General features: G+C 74.9%; 15 protein-coding genes. 7 read left to right on the forward strand and 8 right to left on the reverse strand.

Features of this window, described 5'->3' with window-relative positions; all coding sequences use genetic code 11:
• Together ACFVS0_RS12280 and ACFVS0_RS12285 are read left to right on the forward strand one after the other, a co-directional pair.
• Window positions 1-1,787, forward strand: a 1,787-nt coding sequence (locus ACFVS0_RS12280) for an Ig-like domain-containing protein (RefSeq protein WP_430588125.1), incomplete at its 5' end; no start/stop codon positions are given.
• Window positions 1,784-2,746: a DUF4436 family protein gene (locus ACFVS0_RS12285; protein WP_430588126.1), complete on the forward strand. Its 963-nt coding sequence runs from the start codon at window positions 1,784-1,786 to the stop codon at window positions 2,744-2,746. The genes ACFVS0_RS12280 and ACFVS0_RS12285, both read left to right, overlap by 4 nt.
• 7 nt (window positions 2,747-2,753) lie before the next feature.
• Here the strand turns inward: ACFVS0_RS12285 and ACFVS0_RS12290 are convergent, their stop codons facing one another.
• On the reverse strand, window positions 2,754-3,311 hold the full coding sequence (locus ACFVS0_RS12290) for a VanZ family protein (protein WP_430588127.1): 558 nt from the start codon (window positions 3,309-3,311) through the stop codon (window positions 2,754-2,756).
• 58 nt (window positions 3,312-3,369) lie between these two features.
• Entirely contained in the window at window positions 3,370-4,479 is a 1,110-nt protein-coding gene (locus ACFVS0_RS12295; RefSeq protein ID WP_430588128.1) for a substrate-binding domain-containing protein, read from the reverse strand.
• A gap of 133 nt (window positions 4,480-4,612) precedes the next feature.
• Between ACFVS0_RS12295 and ACFVS0_RS12300 the strand changes: the two genes are divergently transcribed.
• Window positions 4,613-6,331 carry an acyltransferase gene (locus tag ACFVS0_RS12300; protein ID WP_430588129.1) on the forward strand — a complete coding sequence of 573 codons (1,719 nt, stop codon included), beginning with the start codon at window positions 4,613-4,615 and terminating at the stop codon, window positions 6,329-6,331.
• A gap of 28 nt (window positions 6,332-6,359) precedes the next feature.
• On the opposite strand, the gene ACFVS0_RS12305 is transcribed toward ACFVS0_RS12300, so the two are convergent.
• A complete protein-coding gene (locus ACFVS0_RS12305) occupies window positions 6,360-7,295 on the reverse strand; it encodes an aldo/keto reductase family oxidoreductase (RefSeq protein ID WP_430562577.1) in 936 nt (311 codons plus the stop codon).
• A gap of 47 nt (window positions 7,296-7,342) precedes the next feature.
• Entirely contained in the window at window positions 7,343-8,203 is an 861-nt protein-coding gene (locus ACFVS0_RS12310; RefSeq protein WP_430588130.1) for an aldo/keto reductase, read from the reverse strand.
• Window positions 8,204-8,300: 97 nt separating this feature from the next.
• Between ACFVS0_RS12310 and ACFVS0_RS12315 the strand changes: the two genes are divergently transcribed.
• A complete protein-coding gene (locus tag ACFVS0_RS12315) occupies window positions 8,301-9,197 on the forward strand; it encodes a LysR family transcriptional regulator (RefSeq protein ID WP_430562575.1) in 897 nt (298 codons plus the stop codon).
• Window positions 9,198-9,215: 18 nt separating this feature from the next.
• Here the strand turns inward: ACFVS0_RS12315 and ACFVS0_RS12320 are convergent, their stop codons facing one another.
• Window positions 9,216-10,004, reverse strand: a complete 789-nt coding sequence (locus ACFVS0_RS12320; protein WP_430588131.1) for a class I SAM-dependent methyltransferase — start codon at window positions 10,002-10,004, stop codon at window positions 9,216-9,218.
• Window positions 10,005-10,098: 94 nt separating this feature from the next.
• Between ACFVS0_RS12320 and ACFVS0_RS12325 the strand changes: the two genes are divergently transcribed.
• Window positions 10,099-11,040, forward strand: coding sequence for a D-2-hydroxyacid dehydrogenase family protein (locus ACFVS0_RS12325; protein ID WP_430588132.1), 942 nt, complete (start codon window positions 10,099-10,101; stop codon window positions 11,038-11,040).
• 3 nt (window positions 11,041-11,043) lie between these two features.
• Here the strand turns inward: ACFVS0_RS12325 and ACFVS0_RS12330 are convergent, their stop codons facing one another.
• Both ACFVS0_RS12330 and ACFVS0_RS12335 read right to left on the reverse strand, forming a co-directional pair.
• A complete protein-coding gene (locus tag ACFVS0_RS12330) occupies window positions 11,044-11,517 on the reverse strand; it encodes a hypothetical protein (RefSeq protein ID WP_430550864.1) in 474 nt (157 codons plus the stop codon).
• A gap of 43 nt (window positions 11,518-11,560) precedes the next feature.
• Window positions 11,561-12,511, reverse strand: a complete 951-nt coding sequence (locus ACFVS0_RS12335; RefSeq protein WP_430588133.1) for a helix-turn-helix transcriptional regulator — start codon at window positions 12,509-12,511, stop codon at window positions 11,561-11,563.
• Window positions 12,512-12,657: 146 nt separating this feature from the next.
• On the opposite strand from ACFVS0_RS12335, the gene ACFVS0_RS12340 reads away from it, so the two are divergent.
• Both ACFVS0_RS12340 and ACFVS0_RS12345 read left to right on the forward strand, forming a co-directional pair.
• Window positions 12,658-13,782, forward strand: coding sequence for an epoxide hydrolase family protein (locus ACFVS0_RS12340; RefSeq protein WP_430562572.1), 1,125 nt, complete (start codon window positions 12,658-12,660; stop codon window positions 13,780-13,782).
• 104 nt (window positions 13,783-13,886) lie between these two features.
• Complete coding sequence (locus ACFVS0_RS12345) at window positions 13,887-14,735, forward strand: siderophore-interacting protein (RefSeq protein ID WP_430588134.1); 849 nt, start codon at window positions 13,887-13,889, stop codon at window positions 14,733-14,735.
• Window positions 14,736-14,747: 12 nt separating this feature from the next.
• On the opposite strand, the gene ACFVS0_RS12350 is transcribed toward ACFVS0_RS12345, so the two are convergent.
• Window positions 14,748-15,224 carry a hypothetical protein gene (locus ACFVS0_RS12350; RefSeq protein ID WP_430550868.1) on the reverse strand — a complete coding sequence of 159 codons (477 nt, stop codon included), beginning with the start codon at window positions 15,222-15,224 and terminating at the stop codon, window positions 14,748-14,750.
• Window positions 15,225-15,270 lie beyond the last annotated feature (46 nt).

Below are 15,270 nucleotides of genomic sequence, written 5' to 3' on the forward strand. Positions count from 1 at the left end.
GTGGCGGGCAGGGGGCCCAGGTCCCCGGGTGCTCCGCGCAGGCGGCCGCGGGCGCGCAGTTCGCCGGCGGTGCCGGCGGGTCGGGCTTCGAGGCTGGCGGTGGTGGTGGCGGCGGCTGGTTCGGCGGTGGTGGCGGGCCGTGCCAGCCGGTGGGGGGAACCGGCCAGAACGGGTCGGGCGCCGGCGGCTCGTCGTACATCGCCTCGCAGGTCACGGACCGGCGGAGCGAGGCGGGCGCGAGCGGCGCGCCCGCCGGGGCCAACGCGATGCCGGGCGGCACCGGTGACCCGGCGTACGGGTTCGCGGCGAACGTGGGGATCGGCGGGATGACGCACGCCGACCCGCAGGCCGGCGGCGCCGGGATGCTGGTGCTGCAGTGGGAGCTGCCCGCCCCGGTGATCACCGCGCCCGCGGACGGCACCCGCGCGGCCGAGGCGGCCCCCACCATCACCGGGACCGCGGGCGGCGGCAACACCGTCACGGTGGCCGACGGCCCCGGCGGCACGACCGTCTGCACGACCACCGCCGCGGCGGACGGCACCTGGACCTGCACGGCGTCCACGCTCGCCGACGGCGCGCACGACCTCGTTGCGAGCCAGTCCAGCGGCGTCGCCGGGGACGACTACCCGGCGAGCCGGGCCGCCACCTACACGGTCGACACGACGCCGCCCGCGACACCGCGCATCACCGGCCCCGCGACCACCACGGACCCCGGTGCCGCCGTGACCGGGCGCGGCGGGGTGGGCAGCCTGCTCACCGTCCGGACGGCGTCGGGCGACGTCGTGTGCGGGCCGCTGACGGTGCCCGCCGGGGGAGCCTGGAGCTGCACGCCCGACCCGGAGCTGGTGGTCGGCGACAACCCGCTCGTGCCGTCGGCGGCCGACGACCTGGGCAACACCGCGACGGGCGCGGAGTACGTCGTGACGGTCGAGGAGCCGCCGACGCCCACCCCGACGCCGACACCCAAGCCGACGTCGCCACCGGCCCCTGTACCGACCTCCGCACCGACCTCCGCGGCCCCGCCCGGCCCCGATCCGGTCGCCCCGGCGCCGCCCGGTGCGGCGCCACCGGTCCCCCCGCGCCCCGTGCAGGCTCCGCCGTCCGGCACGACGCCCGACGAGCCGGACGTGCAGGCCCCGCCCGAGCGGCCGGACGACGACGCCGAGGAGGACGAGCGCGTCGAGGACCCGCCGGTCACCGCGCCGGAAGCGCCGGCGCCCGTGACGGCGGACGAGCCCGTGGGGTTCGACGTCCAGATGCGTGCCGGCGAGATCCGCCGCGGCGAGGTCGGCCGCTTCGATGCCACGCTCGGCCCCAACCCCACGGACGAGACCGTCACGCTGACCCTCACCGGGCGGGTGGGCCCGGGGTTCGTCTACCGCTCGGTGCAGGTGGACCCGGAGGCCCCGTGCGACGTCGCGCGCTCCACGTTCTCCTGCACGATCGCGTTCGAGCCGGGGGCCTCCGCGCAGGTGACCATCCGGCTGCTCGCCGACTCGCTCACGGCGCCCGAGCTGGCGCGCCAGCAGCTCGCCGTCGCCGTCGGGGACGCCGCCGGCGCGGGGTCGGGTCCCGGCGGGGCCGTCTCCGCGACGACCGCCGCCCTGGCCACCAGCACCACCGTCACGACGCGCGTCGCCGACGACGAACCCACCGACACGCAGGCGCTGGCGGCCGCGATCACCGACCAGCCGGGCTCGTTCCTGATCCTGCTCACGCTGCTGCTGTACGCGCTCGCCGCCACCGTCGCCCAGCGGCGACCCGGCCGACCCACGGAGGAACCATGACCCATCAGGTCGAGGAGCTGCTGGCCGAGGACGACACCCGGCCGCCGCCGCGCAGGCGCCGCAACCCCGCCCCGCGGATCCTCGCGGTGGTCATCGGGCTCCTGGTCGTCTACTACGTCGTGATCGCGCTGTCGGGCACGCTCCACAGCACGACGGGGGTGGAGATCACCGGGCAGCAGGAGATGGCGGGCGAGGACTACCTGACGCTGCAGATGAGGACGCAGGACGTCAGCCTCACCAACCGTTACATCGAGGCCACCGTGCTGCCCGTCCCGCACGGCGAGTACGTGGGCGACCGGGCGGGGGAGATGTCGCAGAACCTGCGCATCGAGATCGTGTCGGGAGGCCAGACGACGTCCGTCGTCACCTATCCTGGCGAGTCGATCCTCGACCCGACCACCGTGACGCTGGCCCTCGACCGCGGCGACACGTTCTACCCGTGGGATCGGCCGTTCTCGAACTTCCAGGTGAGCGTGCAGAACGACGAGACCGGCGCCGACGTGCCGTTCGAGCTGACCATCGAGAACTCCGCGCGGCCGTGGGTGCTCGCCGCGACCGTCGGCGAGCCGGAGGTGCAGGACGGGGTCTCCGTGCTGCCGGTGACGCTCGACGGCAACCGGGACGCCCTCAGCGTCACGCTGGTCGTCTTCTACCTCCTGGCGATCCTGCTCACGACGCTCATGGCCGTCGTGACGATCGGCAGCGCGATCCTCAAGAGGCAGCTCGAGTTCGCCAACGTCATCTGGCTCTCCGCCACGATGCTGTCCTTCCCGGCGCTGCGCTCCGCGATGCCCGGCGCGCCGCCGATCGGCACCGCGCTCGACTTCGTGGTGCTGTTCCCGTGCATCTGCATCGTGGCCGCCATGCTCGTGTGGACGGGCGCACACCTGCTGTGGCGCGAGTCCAGGGTGCTGCGCGCACGCGAACTCGACGACGGGGACGAGGTCGAGGACGGGTAGGCGACCGTCAGGGCACCGGGGCGACCGCGACGTCGCCCGGCGACGGCCCGGTGAGGCGTACGGGCGAGGCGACGAAGAGCGCCGCCGCGAGCAGTGCGAGCACGGTCCCGGCGACGCACCACCGGGTCACGACCGTGGACGTCCGGGCCCGGAGCGTGCGGCGCGCGAGGACGACGACGCCGAGCCCGGCGAGGCCGCCCGCGGTGTTGACGACGACGTCGGTGACGTCCGAGCTCCCGACGGCCAGCACGTACTGCGCGACCTCGAGGAGCGCGCTCGCTCCCGCGAGCGTGGCCGCCGCACGCCACCACGGCCACGACGGCGCGAGGAGCCCGAGGTAGACGCCGAACGGCAGGAAGATCACGAGGTTCAGGACGAGCTCGACGGGTTCGCTGGCGCCCGCGTGGGCGGTGGCCGCGAACGGCACGAGCTTGACGACGCGCTGTCCCGCCTCGCCGGTGAACGGCACGTCGAGCTTCCACAGGACGGTCCAGGCGACCAGGGCGAGGTACGCCGCGAACAGCAGGGGCAGCAGGAGCCGCGGGCGCGGCACGGGGGCGGTCATCGCCCCAGCCCACACGACGCCATGTTGCGAGAGCGTATGCAGAACGCGAGCCCGCCGGTCACGGCCGGGAGCGCACGCTCGACGCGCGGACCGTGAGCGTCGGGTCGAGCAGCAGGCGGTGCGTCGGGCGGCGGTCGCCCTCCGTGAGCCGGGCGACCATGGTCTCCACGGCGAGCCGGCCGACGTCGTACGTCGGGGGGCGGACGGCGGTGAGGGGCGGGTCGCCCAGCTCGGCGACCTCGTCGTCGTAGGCGACGATCGCGAGGTCGTCGGGCACCCGGACCCCGTGGTCCTGGCAGTACTGCGCGAAGGTCAGCGCGAACGGGTCGGAGTGCAGCAGCAGGGCGGTGGTCCCCGTGCGGCGGAGGTCGTCGAGGGTCGACGCGAGGCGCTCCGCGCGGCCCGGACGGTCGAAGCCGTCGCTGTGCCCCACGACCTGCTCCTCCGGGTCGATCCCCAGGGAGCGCAGCGCGTCGCGCCACCCGCGGCCCACGGCGCGCGACGTCGTCGTCCCCGCGATCGACAGCAGCCCGATGCGGCGGTGCCCCTGGGCGTGCAGGTGCCACACCGCGGTCGCGGCGCCGGACGCGTGGTCGGACACCACCCACTCCAGGCGCCGGAACGGGCTGATCTCCGGTGGCCGGCGGTCGGCGAGCAGCACCGGCGTGCGCAGCCGGTCGAGCCAGCCGAGGAGCTCGCCACCCCGCGGCCCGTCCAGCGTGGGGGTCACGACGAGCCCGTCCACCCCCGCCTCCGCGAGCCGCCGGCACTGGAGGCGGTCCTCGTCGGGGTCGTAGGCCGTGGTGCGGATGACGAGCCTGACCCCGGCGCGCGCGGCGGCGGCCCGGGCCCCCGCCACCACCCGGGGGAAGTAGTAGTCGAGCTGCGGGACGACGAGCCCCACGGTCAGTCGTGACCCGCGGGCGGTGGGCTCGGGCGTGGGGGAGGGGGCGACGCCCGCGGACGGCTCGGGCAGCGCGGCGCCGCCGTGCACGCGGACCAGGAGCCCCTTCGCGGCGAGCGCGTTCACGTCGCGCCGCACCGTCATCGCGGACACGCCGAGCTGGGCGGCGAGCGCGCCGACCGCGACGGTCCCGCGGGTGCGCAGCTCGCGCATGATGTGCTCGCGCCGCGCGGTGCCGGACGCGGGCCCCGTGGTGGGTGGCAAGGGTGCCTCCTCGGCGCGGCGGAACTGCCTGTTCGAGTGTGTTCATTTCTAGCCGATGTGCGAGCTCTCCGTTCGTCGCTGTCCGAGACTCGGGCACGTCCGTGCCGACGGAGGCCGACGAACAGGAGTCGAGATGACCGTGCGAACGCACACGCAGGAACCGGTGACGGCCGAGCTCGACCGGGGCGCGCTCGACTTCACGCCCTGGCGTTTCTGGGCCGACGCCGACGACGGGCAGCGGGAGCGTCAGCTCGCCCTGCAGGCGGAGCTGGGCCGCGGGCGCGGGTACGTCCTCGGCGAGCGGTGCTTCGTGTCGGAGCAGGCGTCCGTGACGAACGAGGTCCTCGAGCTGGGCGACCGCACCTACGTCGCCGCCGGCGCCTACGTCAGCGGCACGCTGCGGGCCGGCCGCGACTGCAGCCTCAACCCCTACACGGTGGTGCGGGGCGACGTGCGGCTCGGCGACGCCGTCCGCATCGGCTCGCACACGTCCGTGCTCGGCTTCAACCACTCGATGGAGCCGGAGCCGGAGGTGCACCGCCAGCCGCTGACCTCCGCGGGGATCACCGTCGGGGACGACGTGTGGATCGGCTCGCACGTCGTCGTGCTCGACGGCGTCACCGTGGGGGACAAGGCGGTGTTGGCGGCCGGGGCGGTCGTCACCAAGGACGTGCCCGCGGGGGCGGTCGTGGGCGGCAACCCGGCGCGGCTGATCCGCTGGCGGGTGCCGCCGGCACCCGCGGCGCGGCCCGGCGGCGGCCTCGCGCAGGCGGTGCGCGACCTCGGCGCCACGGCCCGCGAGGAGGCGCGCGCGCTGCTCGACCGGTGCTGGGACCCCGCGGCCGGCCTGTTCGTCGACGCGCCCGGCAGGACACCAACGGTCCGGGCCCAGTGCGACGCCGTGGAGATCGCCGACCTGCTGCTCGGCGGCCCTCCGCCGCAGCTGCCGGCCGAGGAGCAGGTCGCGCGGCTGCGGTCCTGGCAGGACCCGGTCACCGGGCTCGTGGGCGAGCTGGTGGGCGGGCTGGTGGGCGAGCACGGTGACGACCTCGCGCCCGCGACCCCGCGGCCGGGCCTGTTCGACCCCGCCGCCGGCTACCACGTCCTGTCCGTCGGGTACGCGCTCGACCTGCTCGGCAGCGCGTTCCCGCACCCGGTCGCCGTCGTGGCGGACGCGACCCCGGGCGAGGTGATCGCCGGCCTGGAGCGGCAGGACTGGCGCACCGGCGCGTGGTCGGCCGGCCACTGGGTCGACATCCTCGGCACCGCGATGCACTGGAACCGCCGCGCCGGCGTCGCCGGCTCCCCGGGGGCGCAGGAGGCCCTCCTCGGGTGGCTGCTCAGCCGGGCGGACCCGCGCACGGGCATGTGGGGCCAGCCGGGCGGGGCCGACGGGCTGCTCCAGGTCGTCAACGGCTACTACCGCGCGTCGCGGGGCACGTTCGCGCAGCTCGGGCTGCCCGTCCCCTCGCCGGAGCGCGTGATCGACACGGTGCTGGAGCACGCCCGCGACCCCCGGTTCTTCCGGCCGGAGCGCCACAACGCGTGCAACGTGCTCGACGTCGCGCACCCGCTGTGGCTCACCCGGGGCACCGGCCATCGCGGCGACGAGGTCGTCGAGCTGGCGAGAGGGCTCCTCGGGCACGCGCTGCGGCGCTGGTCGGCCGGCGAGGGGTTCGCCTTCCAGGCCGCCCACCCGTCCACCGCCGGCGCCCCCGCGACGGCGCCCGGCCTCCAGGGCACGGAGATGTGGCTCGCGATCGTGTGGCTGCTCGCCGACCTCGCGGGTCTGTCCGACGAGCTCGGCTACCGGCCCCGCGGGGTGCACCGGCCGGAACCCGTCGATCGGTGATCGGTGACGGGTCCCGGCCGGTCGCGGCTCAGGGCACGCGGTACCCGGCGGCCCGGAACAGCTCGTACCACTCGGCCCGCGTGAGCGGGAGGTCCGAGCCCTGCGCCGCGCCCGCGACGCGCTCCGGCGTCGTCGTGCCGAGCACGACCTGCATCCCCGCCGGGTGGCGCGTGATCCACGCGACCGCGATCGCGATGGGCGGCACGTCGTACTTCGCCGCGAGGCGGTCGATCACCGCGTTGAGCTCGGGGTAGTCGTCCGAGCCGAGGAACACGCCGGTGAAGAACCCGGCCTGGAACGGCGACCAGGCCTGCACGGTGATGTCGTGCAGGCGGCAGTAGTCGAGGATGCCGCCGCCGTCGAGGGTGAGCGACTGGTCCTCGCCGGCCATGTTGGCCGCCACGCCCTGCGCCACGATCGGCGCGTGCGTGATCGAGAGCTGGAGCTGGTTGGCGACGATCGGCTGCCGCACCGAGCGCTTGAGCAGCTCGATCTGGCCGGGCGTGTGGTTGGAGACGCCGAAGGAGCGCACCTTGCCGGACGACTCCAGCTCGTCGAACGCGCGGGCCACCTCGTCCGGCTCGACGAGCGCGTCGGGGCGGTGCAGCAGGAGCACGTCGAGGTAGTCGGTGCCGAGCGCCGTGAGGGAGCCCTCGACGGACTCGACGAGGTGCTCGTACGAGAAGTCGAAGTACGGCCCCTCGCGCACGATGCCGGCCTTGGACTGGATGGTGAGCTGCTCGCGCTCGGACGGCGTCAGCTGCATGGCCTCGGCGAAGCGGCGCTCGCAGCCGTGCAGGTCGTCGCCGTAGACGTCGGCGTGGTCGACGAAGTCGATGCCGGCGTCGCGGCCGGTGCGGACCAGCTCGCGGACGGCGTCGTCGTCCAGCTGCTGGATGCGCATGAGGCCGAGCACGACGTTCGGGACCTGGCGGCCGGTGGGGCCCAGGGGGACGGTTCGCATGGATCCTCCTCGATCGGGGGAGAGGTGGGTCGGTGGGTGCGGTGGGGTCAGGAGCCGGAGAGCTCGGCGAGCTCGTCGGCGGTGAGGACCAGGTCGACGGCCCGGGCGGAGTCCTCGATGCTCGCCGGTCGTGACGCCCCCGGGATGGGGACGACGACGGGCGCGAGCGCGAGCTCCCACGCGAGGGTGACCTGCTGCGGGCTGACGCCGTGGGTCTCCGCGACGCGGCCGAACGCGGCGTGTGCGGTGCCGACGTCGCCCGCCCGGCGGATCCCGCCGAGCGGCGACCAGGGCAGGAAGGCGATGCCGAGGGACGCGCAGTGCTCGAGCTCGACCAGGCTGGAGCGGAACGCGGGCGAGAACTGGTTCTGCACGGACGCGAGCCGTCCGCCGAGCACCTCGTTCGCCTCGTCGATCTGCGCGACGTTCGCGTTCGAGATGCCGGCCTGGACGATGACGCCGTCGTCGAGCAGCTCGACCAGCGCGCCGATCGACTCGGCGTAGGGCACGGCGGGGTCGGGGCGGTGGAGCTGGTAGAGCCCGATCGCGTCGACGCCGAGGCGTCGCGCGGACTCCCGGGCGGCCTTCTTGAGGTGCTCGGGGCGTCCGTCCTGGCTCCACGACCCGTCGCCGGGGCGCAGGTGGCCGCCCTTGGTGGCGACCAGGACGGCGGACGCGTCGCCGCCCCAGGAGCGCAGCGCGCGGGCGATGAGCTCCTCGTTGTGGCCGACCTCGTCGGCGTGCAGGTGGTAGGCGTCGGCGGTGTCGATCAGGGTGACGCCCGCGTCGAGCGCCGCATGGATCGTGGCGACCGAGCGTGCCTCGTCGGGGCGGCCCTCGATGGACATCGGCATGCCGCCGAGCCCGATCGCGCTGACGGTCTGGGTTCCGATCGTGCGAGCTTCCACGGCTCTCCTTGTGTCGTCGGTGCCTCCGACGATAGGAAGAGGGCTGTTGATGAGTCCAACAACTGGACGTCATGGGTTTCAGCACCGGGAGCGATCAATGGAGCTGCGGCAGATGGAGTACCTCGTCGCGGTGGCGGAGGAGGGCCACTTCACGCACGCCGCGGCGCTCTGCGGCGTCACGCAGTCCGGCCTGTCCGCCGCGATCCGCAACCTCGAGCGCGAGCTCGGGGCCGACCTGTTCGCGCGCACCACGCGGCAGGTCGCGCTCACGGACGCCGGGCGGGCGCTGCTGCCGTTCGCGCGGCGGATGCTCGCCCAGGCCGCCGCGGGCCGCGACGCCGTCGTGCGGGCGAGCCACCAGCTCTCGGGCCGGCTGCGGCTCGGCGCCGAGCAGTGCCTCGGCGTGGTCGACGTCGCGCCGCTGCTCGAGCGGTTCCGCCTGCGCTACCCGCTCGTGGACGTCCAGTTCACCCAGGCCGGATCGCGCGAGCTCACCGCGCAGGTGCGGGCGGGCGACCTCGACGTCGCGTTCGTCGCGGCCACCGAGCACCTCGGCTCCCTGCGCCGGCTCGAGCTCGGCCGCCGCCCGATCGTGCTGCTCACGCACGCGACCGATCCGCTCGCCTCGGCCCCCGAGGTCGCGTGGGAGGACCTCGTCGACCGCGACTTCGTCGACTTCCGGGAGCAGTGGGCCATCCGGCGGCTCGCCGACGACGCGTTCGGCGCCCGGCACCTCGAGCGCCGGGTGCGGATGAGCGTCGACGACGTGCACACGCTGCTCGACTTCGTGCAGCGCGGCCTCGGCATCGCCGTCGTCCCGCAGCACGTCGCGACCAAGCCGCAGGCCGCGGGCCTCGCGGTGCTGGAGCTGCCCGAGCGCGGGACGCCCGAGTGGGTGGTCGCCGCGATCGCGGCGCCGACGGCCGAACCGACCGCCGCCCGCCTGCTGGAGCTCGTCGGGGAGGCGAACCTGGCGGTGGCGCAGCCGGCCTGAGCCGGCGGTGCCCACAGGTCAGGGCTTGCGGGCGGTGCAGCGGAAGCGGACCTGCGTGACGTCGACCGGGCCGGAGCCGTGCAGCTCCACGAGCCGCTCGACCTGCGTCGCGACGTCGAACCCCGGCACGGTCCACGGGGTGAGGGCGAGAAAGGCGACCACCGCCTCGACGTCGGCGAAGCGGAGCCGCCCCCGCCACTCGTCGGCGGCGTCGACGGTCAGCCCCGCCCGCTCCAGGTCAGGGCGCGCACGGTCGAGGCGGACGTGCGGGTAGAGGGGCTCCGCACCGAACGCGTCGCGCAGCTCGAACGCGTCGCGCCCGTCCACCTGCTGGGTGAGGAACGCGCCGCCCGGGGCCAGGACGCGCGCCACCTCGGCGGCGTCGTACGCCTCGTGCCGCGCCATGAGGACGTCGACGGAGCCGTCGGCGAACGGCATCCGCGGGTCCGCCTCGGCGTCGTACGCCAGCACCGGCACGCCGTAGGGCGCGAGCCGCTCCCGGGCGACCGGCTCGTTCGGCGCCCAGCCCTCCGTCGCGACGACCGTTGCCCCGGACCCGGTCGGCAGCCGGTCCAGCAGCACGGACAGGCGCTCGCCGCCGCCCGTCCCCAGGTCCACGACGGTGCCTCGCCCCGCGTGCTGCATCGAGGCGAGGCAGTCGGCCTCGAAGTCCCACGGCGGGTCGTCGGAGGTCGTCGCGCCCGCGAGGGCGGCGAAGTCCCAGCCGACCATGGTCGTGCGGCGGTACAGGTCGACCAGCCTGGTCACCAGGTCGTCGGCACGGGCGTCGGCACGGTCGTCGGTCATCCGGCGAGGCTAGCCACGCACGCCCGCGAGCGCGCCGCCATTTCCCCGGTAGCGTCGGCACCGCCCGAGAGCCGGGCCGAACGAGGAGGTCACCGTGCGCGTCGCCGTCCTGGACGACTACCAGCGGGTCGCCCACCGCTTCGCCGACTGGGCGAGCCTGGGGGCCGAGGTCGACTTCCTCGACCGCCCGCTGCCCGACGACGACGCACTGGCCGCGGCGCTCGCGGGGTACGACGTCGTCGTCGCCCAGCGGGAGCGGACGCCGTTCACCGCCGCCCGGCTGGCGCGCCTGCCCGACCTGCGGCTCCTCGTGACCACCGGGCGGCAGAACGCGGCGATCGACCTCGACGCGGCACGCGAGCGCGGCGTGGTCGTGTGCGGCACGGAGTCGCCGGCGAACGCGACGCCCGAGCTCACCTGGGCGCTGGTCCTCGCCGTCCTGCGACACGTGCCGGCCGAGGACCGCGCGATGCGCGAGGGCGGGTGGCAGCACACCGTCGGCGGCGACCTGGAGGGTCGACGGCTGGGCATCGTCGGGCTCGGGCGCATCGGCGCGCGCGTGGCGCGGGTCGGGCGGGCGTTCGGGATGGACGTCGTCGCCTGGAGCCAACGCCTCGACCCGGCGAAGGCCGAGGAGGCGGGGGTGCGCGCCGTCGCGAAGGACGAGCTGTTCGCGACGTCGGACGTCGTCACCGTGCACTACAAGCTGAGCGACCGCAGCCGCGGCATCGTGGGCGCCGACGACCTGGCCCGGATGAAGCCGACCGCCGTGCTCGTCAACACCTCGCGAGGCCCGCTCGTGGACACGGACGCCCTGCTCGCCGCGCTGCACGACGGCCGCCTCGGCGGGGCCGGGCTCGACGTGTACGACGTCGAGCCGCTGCCCGCCGACCACCCGCTGCGCTCCGCTCCGCGCACCGTGCTCACGCCGCACCTCGGGTACGTCACCGAGGCGACGTACCGCACCTTCTACGGCCAGGCCGTGGAGGACGTCGCCGCCTGGGCGGCGGGCGCGCCGGTACGGGTGCTGACGTAGGCGTCAGACCGACATGCCCGCGCTGTCGAGGGTCGCGGTGCCCGTGGAGAAGACGGTGAGCAGCCCGCCGAACACGAACAGCATCGCGAACACGACGTAGAGCACCGCGAGCGACGTGAAGATGATCGACAGCCACAGGCCCCACTTGCCGAGCGGGTTGTCGACGCCGGCCTTCTTCGACTCCGACAGCGCCATCGCGGACACGACGATGCCCGCGGGGGAGATGACGAAGGCGAGGATGAAGCCGACGATGCCCATCGTGCGGCCCGGAGGCTCCGGGGCGTAGGCCGGGTACGCCGGGTATGGCGCCTGGGGGTACTGGCCCTGGTACTGGCCCTGGGGGTGCTGGCCTGGTGCGGCCGGGTAGCCCTGCTGCCCGTACGCCTGCTGCGGGTAGGGCTGCTCGGCGTAGCCGGGCTGGGGCTGCTGCTGGCTCGGCTCCTGGTACGGCTGGCCGGGCTGGTACGGATCGCTCACCGGCACAGTCTGACGCAGCGCGGGGTGCAGGTCGAGGGCGCCGTCAGCCCGGGACGGCGCGGGCGTAGCGCGCCGCCAGCACGCGCAGGTGCTCGACCAGCTCGGGCGGTCCGGTGACGTGGAAGTCGAGGCCGAGCAGGCCGATCCAGACGGCGACGACCTCGGCGCTGTCGCCGCCGGTGACGAGCACGGACCGCCCGTCGGGCAGGGGCTGCACCGTGCCGACGGCGGGGTTGATCCGCGCCAGCACATCCTGCGCCGGCGCGTCGACCACGACGCGCGCGTGGAACGCCCACCCCGTGCGCGCGACCTCCTGCACGACGAACGTGGTGAGGTCGCCGGGGAAGGGCGCCGGGGCGAACCGTCGCCCGCCGGGGGTGCGCAGCCGCAGCCAGTCGACGCGGTAGGGCGCCCAGGCACCGGTGGCCGGGTCGCGGGCGACGAGGAACCACCGCTGCTGCCACGCGACCAGGTGGTGGGGCTCGAGGTCCAGCGGCTCGCCCTGGTAGTCGCAGCGCACGCCCTGGTGGTCGCGGATCGCCGCGGCCAGCGCGGTCAGCTCCTCCGGGTCGACCTCGGGCTCGTCGGTGTACGGGCCGGTGTTCGCCGGGCCGGCCGTCGACGCCGTCCGGAGCGCCGAGACCTGCCGCCGCAGCCGGTCCGGCAGCACCTGCTCCAGCTTGGTGAGCGCGGACTGCCCGGACTCCTCGAAGCCCGCGGTGCCGGTCGCGGCGCGCAGCCCGACGGCGACGGCGACCGCCTCGCCGTCGTCGAGCAGGAGCGGGGGCAGCCGCGCGCCCGCGCCCAGCCGGTAGCGCCCGCCCGGGCCGCGCACGGCGTGGACGGGGTAGCCCAGCTCCCGCAGCCGGGCGACGTCGTTGCGCACCGTGCGGCCGGTGACGTCGAGGCGCTCGGCGAGCTCGGCGCCCGACCAGTCGGGACGCGACTGGAGCAGCCCGAGCAGGGCGAGCAGCCGTGCGGACGTGGAGCCCATCGTGACCTCCGGGAGGGTCGCCGGGGACGTGCCGAGAACACGTCGGAACTCGTCCAGAGTAGAGGAAAGAACCCTTCCTGAACCGTTCCTATCGTGGGGTTCAGGAGCAGGGGCACGGGCCCCGCTCACGACCTCGGGAGAACGCCATGAACGCCATCCGCCTCGAGACCAGCCCCTTCACCGTCGCCGTCCCGCAGGCCGACCTGGACGACCTGCAGCAGCGCCTCGAGCGCACCCGCTTCGCGCCGGCCGCCCCCGGCGACTCGTGGGAGTACGGCACCCCCGAGTCGTACCTGCGCGACATGGTCGAGCGCTGGAAGGCCTTCGACTGGCGCGCCGTCGAGCGCCGGCTCAACGCCTTCCCGCAGTTCACCACCGAGATCGACGGCCAGCCGCTGCACTTCCTGCACGTGCGCTCGCCGCACCCGGACGCCACGCCGCTGCTGCTCGCCCACACCTACCCCGGCTCGGTGCTCGACCACCTCGACATGATCGACCCGCTCGTCGACCCGGTCGCCCACGGCGGGCGCGCCGAGGACGCGTTCGACGTCGTCGTGCCGTCCATGCCCGGCTTCGGGTTCTCGACGCCGCTGGTGGGCGAGGGCTGGACGATGGCGCGCGTCGCGCGCACCTACGACGCGCTCATGCGGGGGCTCGGCTACGACGCGTACGGCATCCACGGCAGCGACGGCGGGGCGATGGTCTCGCGCGAGCTGGCGGTCCTCGACCCCGAGGGCTTCCTCGGGGCGCACGTGCTGCAGCTCTTCTCGTTCCCGTCCGGCGCGGAGGGGGAGATGGACGGGTTCGGCGAGAAGGAGTTCGCGGCCCTCGGCCACCTCCAGTGGTTCCAGTCGGTCGGCGGGTACAACGTCATGAACGCGTCGCGCCCCCAGACGATGGCGGCCGGCCTGGCCGACTCGCCGGTCGCGACGCTGGCGTACCACGAGCTCTTCGAGAGCTTCGGCAACGGGACGTCGCTCGTGCGCCCGGAGCAGGTGCTGGCCCAGGCCACGCTGTACTGGCTGACCAACACCTATGCGACGGCCGCGCGGTACCACTACGCGGAGCAGCGCTCCGGCGCCGAGCCGGTCGTGAGCACCGGGCGGATCGGCGTCGCCGTCTTCAAGGACGACTTCCAGACGATCCGGGCCCTCGCCGAGCGCGACAACGCGCGGATCGAGCACTGGTCGGAGTTCCCCCGCGGCGGCCACTACGCCGCCCTGGAGGTGCCCGACGACGTCGTCGCCGACCTGCGGGTGTTCTTCGGCTGAGCCGGCCGGACCGTCACTTCGGCAGGCAATGGATCTGTTCGGCAGGGCGACGTGCCGAACAGATCCACTCCTTGCCGAGCAGATCGTCGTGGTGGAATCGACGGGTGTCCACGCGACCCCGCACCCCGCTCGACCTGGTCCCCCGGCGCGTGCGCGTGCACGCCGTCACCGAGCTGACCGGCACGCTGCGCCGCACGACGTTCCGCGACGTCCACGGCGCGGACCCCGGCGCGCCGACGTCGCTCGCGGCGCTCCGGGCGCCCGGACCGGAGGACCACGTCAAGGTCTTCCTGCCCGACCCCGCCACCGGGGAGCTGCACGCGCCGGTCCTGGCCGCGGACGGCGGGTTGCAGCGCCCGACCGGCGTCGTCTCCATCTCGCGGGACCTCACCGTGCGTGCCGTGCGGACGGTCGACGGCGCGGCCGAGGTCGACGTCGACTGGGTGCTGCACGGCGACGAGGGGCCGGCGTCCGCCTGGGCGGCGCGGGCGGCGGCGGGCGACGAGGTCGTGCTCGTCGGGCCGCGCGGCAGCGTGGGCGTGCCGGACGGGATCGGCCGGCTGACCCTGGCCGGCGACGAGACCGGCCTGCCGGCCCTCGCGCGCTGGGTGGCCGCCGTCGGGGCCGACGTGCCGGTGACCGCGATCGTCGAGATCGGCGACGACGTCGAGGAGGACGTCGTCGAGGGGGAGCTGGGGCGCGCGGACGTCGAGATCCTCTACCGCGCCGACGGCCCCGGCCAGCTCGCGGAGGCCGTGCGCTCGCTCGGCGGGCTGGAGCCCGACGAGCTGTTCGTCGGGCTCGGCGAGGCGGACGACCTCGTGCCCGTGCGCCGCCACCTCCGGCGCGAGCTGGGGCTGCCCGCCGAGCAGGTGCACGTCTCCGGCTACTGGCGGCGCGGCACGGTCAACCTCGACCACCACCTGCCCCTCGACCCGAGCGACCCGGACTGAGCCGGCGAGGAGTCAGGCTGCGGCGCTCTCCGTCTCGCCGCGCAGGGCGTCGATCTGCTCCTGCAGCGTGGACAGCAGGTCGGCGACCTTCTCGGAGCCGCTCTCCCGCGCCTCGTCGGTCACGTGCTTCACCTCGGCGGACGCCGCCTCGAGCGCCACCTGCGCGTCCTCGAGCGCGACCACGGCGCCGTCCTGGGACTGCTCGGCCCGCGCGAGCGCGTCGCGCGCCTCGTCGGTCGCGGCCTGGGCGGAGGCCATCGCGTTCGTGACGTCGGTGCGGAGCTCGTCGGGGATACCGGTCACCTGCTCCTCGATGCGCTGCAGGTCGGAGTCGATGGCCTCCGCCTGGCTCTGCGCGTCGGCGATGAACTGTTCGACGTCGGCGGGCGCGGAACACGCGCCGAGCATCATCGCGAGGGCGAGGAGGCTCGCCGCGGCGAGACGGGTCGTCGTCTTGCCCTTCGTGGTGCTCGTCGTCGCTGACGTCATGGCCACGATTCTGCCCTGCCAACCTGAACATTCCCTTAAAGGGCCG

This window comes from Isoptericola sp. NPDC058082 (assembly GCF_042885055.1).
In the GTDB taxonomy this organism is placed as follows: domain Bacteria; phylum Actinomycetota; class Actinomycetes; order Actinomycetales; family Cellulomonadaceae; genus Isoptericola.

What these genes read in the sequence shown, in the direction of transcription:
- ACFVS0_RS12285 (WP_430588126.1), top strand. Translation starts at nt 1,784, where the DNA reads ATGACCCATCAGGTCGAGGAGCTGCTGGCCGAGGACGACACCCGGCCG.
- ACFVS0_RS12290 (WP_430588127.1), bottom strand. Translation starts at nt 3,311, where the DNA reads ATGACCGCCCCCGTGCCGCGCCCGCGGCTCCTGCTGCCCCTGCTGTTC.
- ACFVS0_RS12300 (WP_430588129.1), top strand. Translation starts at nt 4,613, where the DNA reads ATGACCGTGCGAACGCACACGCAGGAACCGGTGACGGCCGAGCTCGAC.
- ACFVS0_RS12305 (WP_430562577.1), bottom strand. Translation starts at nt 7,295, where the DNA reads ATGCGAACCGTCCCCCTGGGCCCCACCGGCCGCCAGGTCCCGAACGTC.
- ACFVS0_RS12315 (WP_430562575.1), top strand. Translation starts at nt 8,301, where the DNA reads ATGGAGCTGCGGCAGATGGAGTACCTCGTCGCGGTGGCGGAGGAGGGC.
- ACFVS0_RS12320 (WP_430588131.1), bottom strand. Translation starts at nt 10,004, where the DNA reads ATGACCGACGACCGTGCCGACGCCCGTGCCGACGACCTGGTGACCAGG.
- ACFVS0_RS12335 (WP_430588133.1), bottom strand. Translation starts at nt 12,511, where the DNA reads ATGGGCTCCACGTCCGCACGGCTGCTCGCCCTGCTCGGGCTGCTCCAG.
- ACFVS0_RS12340 (WP_430562572.1), top strand. Translation starts at nt 12,658, where the DNA reads ATGAACGCCATCCGCCTCGAGACCAGCCCCTTCACCGTCGCCGTCCCG.
- ACFVS0_RS12350 (WP_430550868.1), bottom strand. Translation starts at nt 15,224, where the DNA reads ATGACGTCAGCGACGACGAGCACCACGAAGGGCAAGACGACGACCCGT.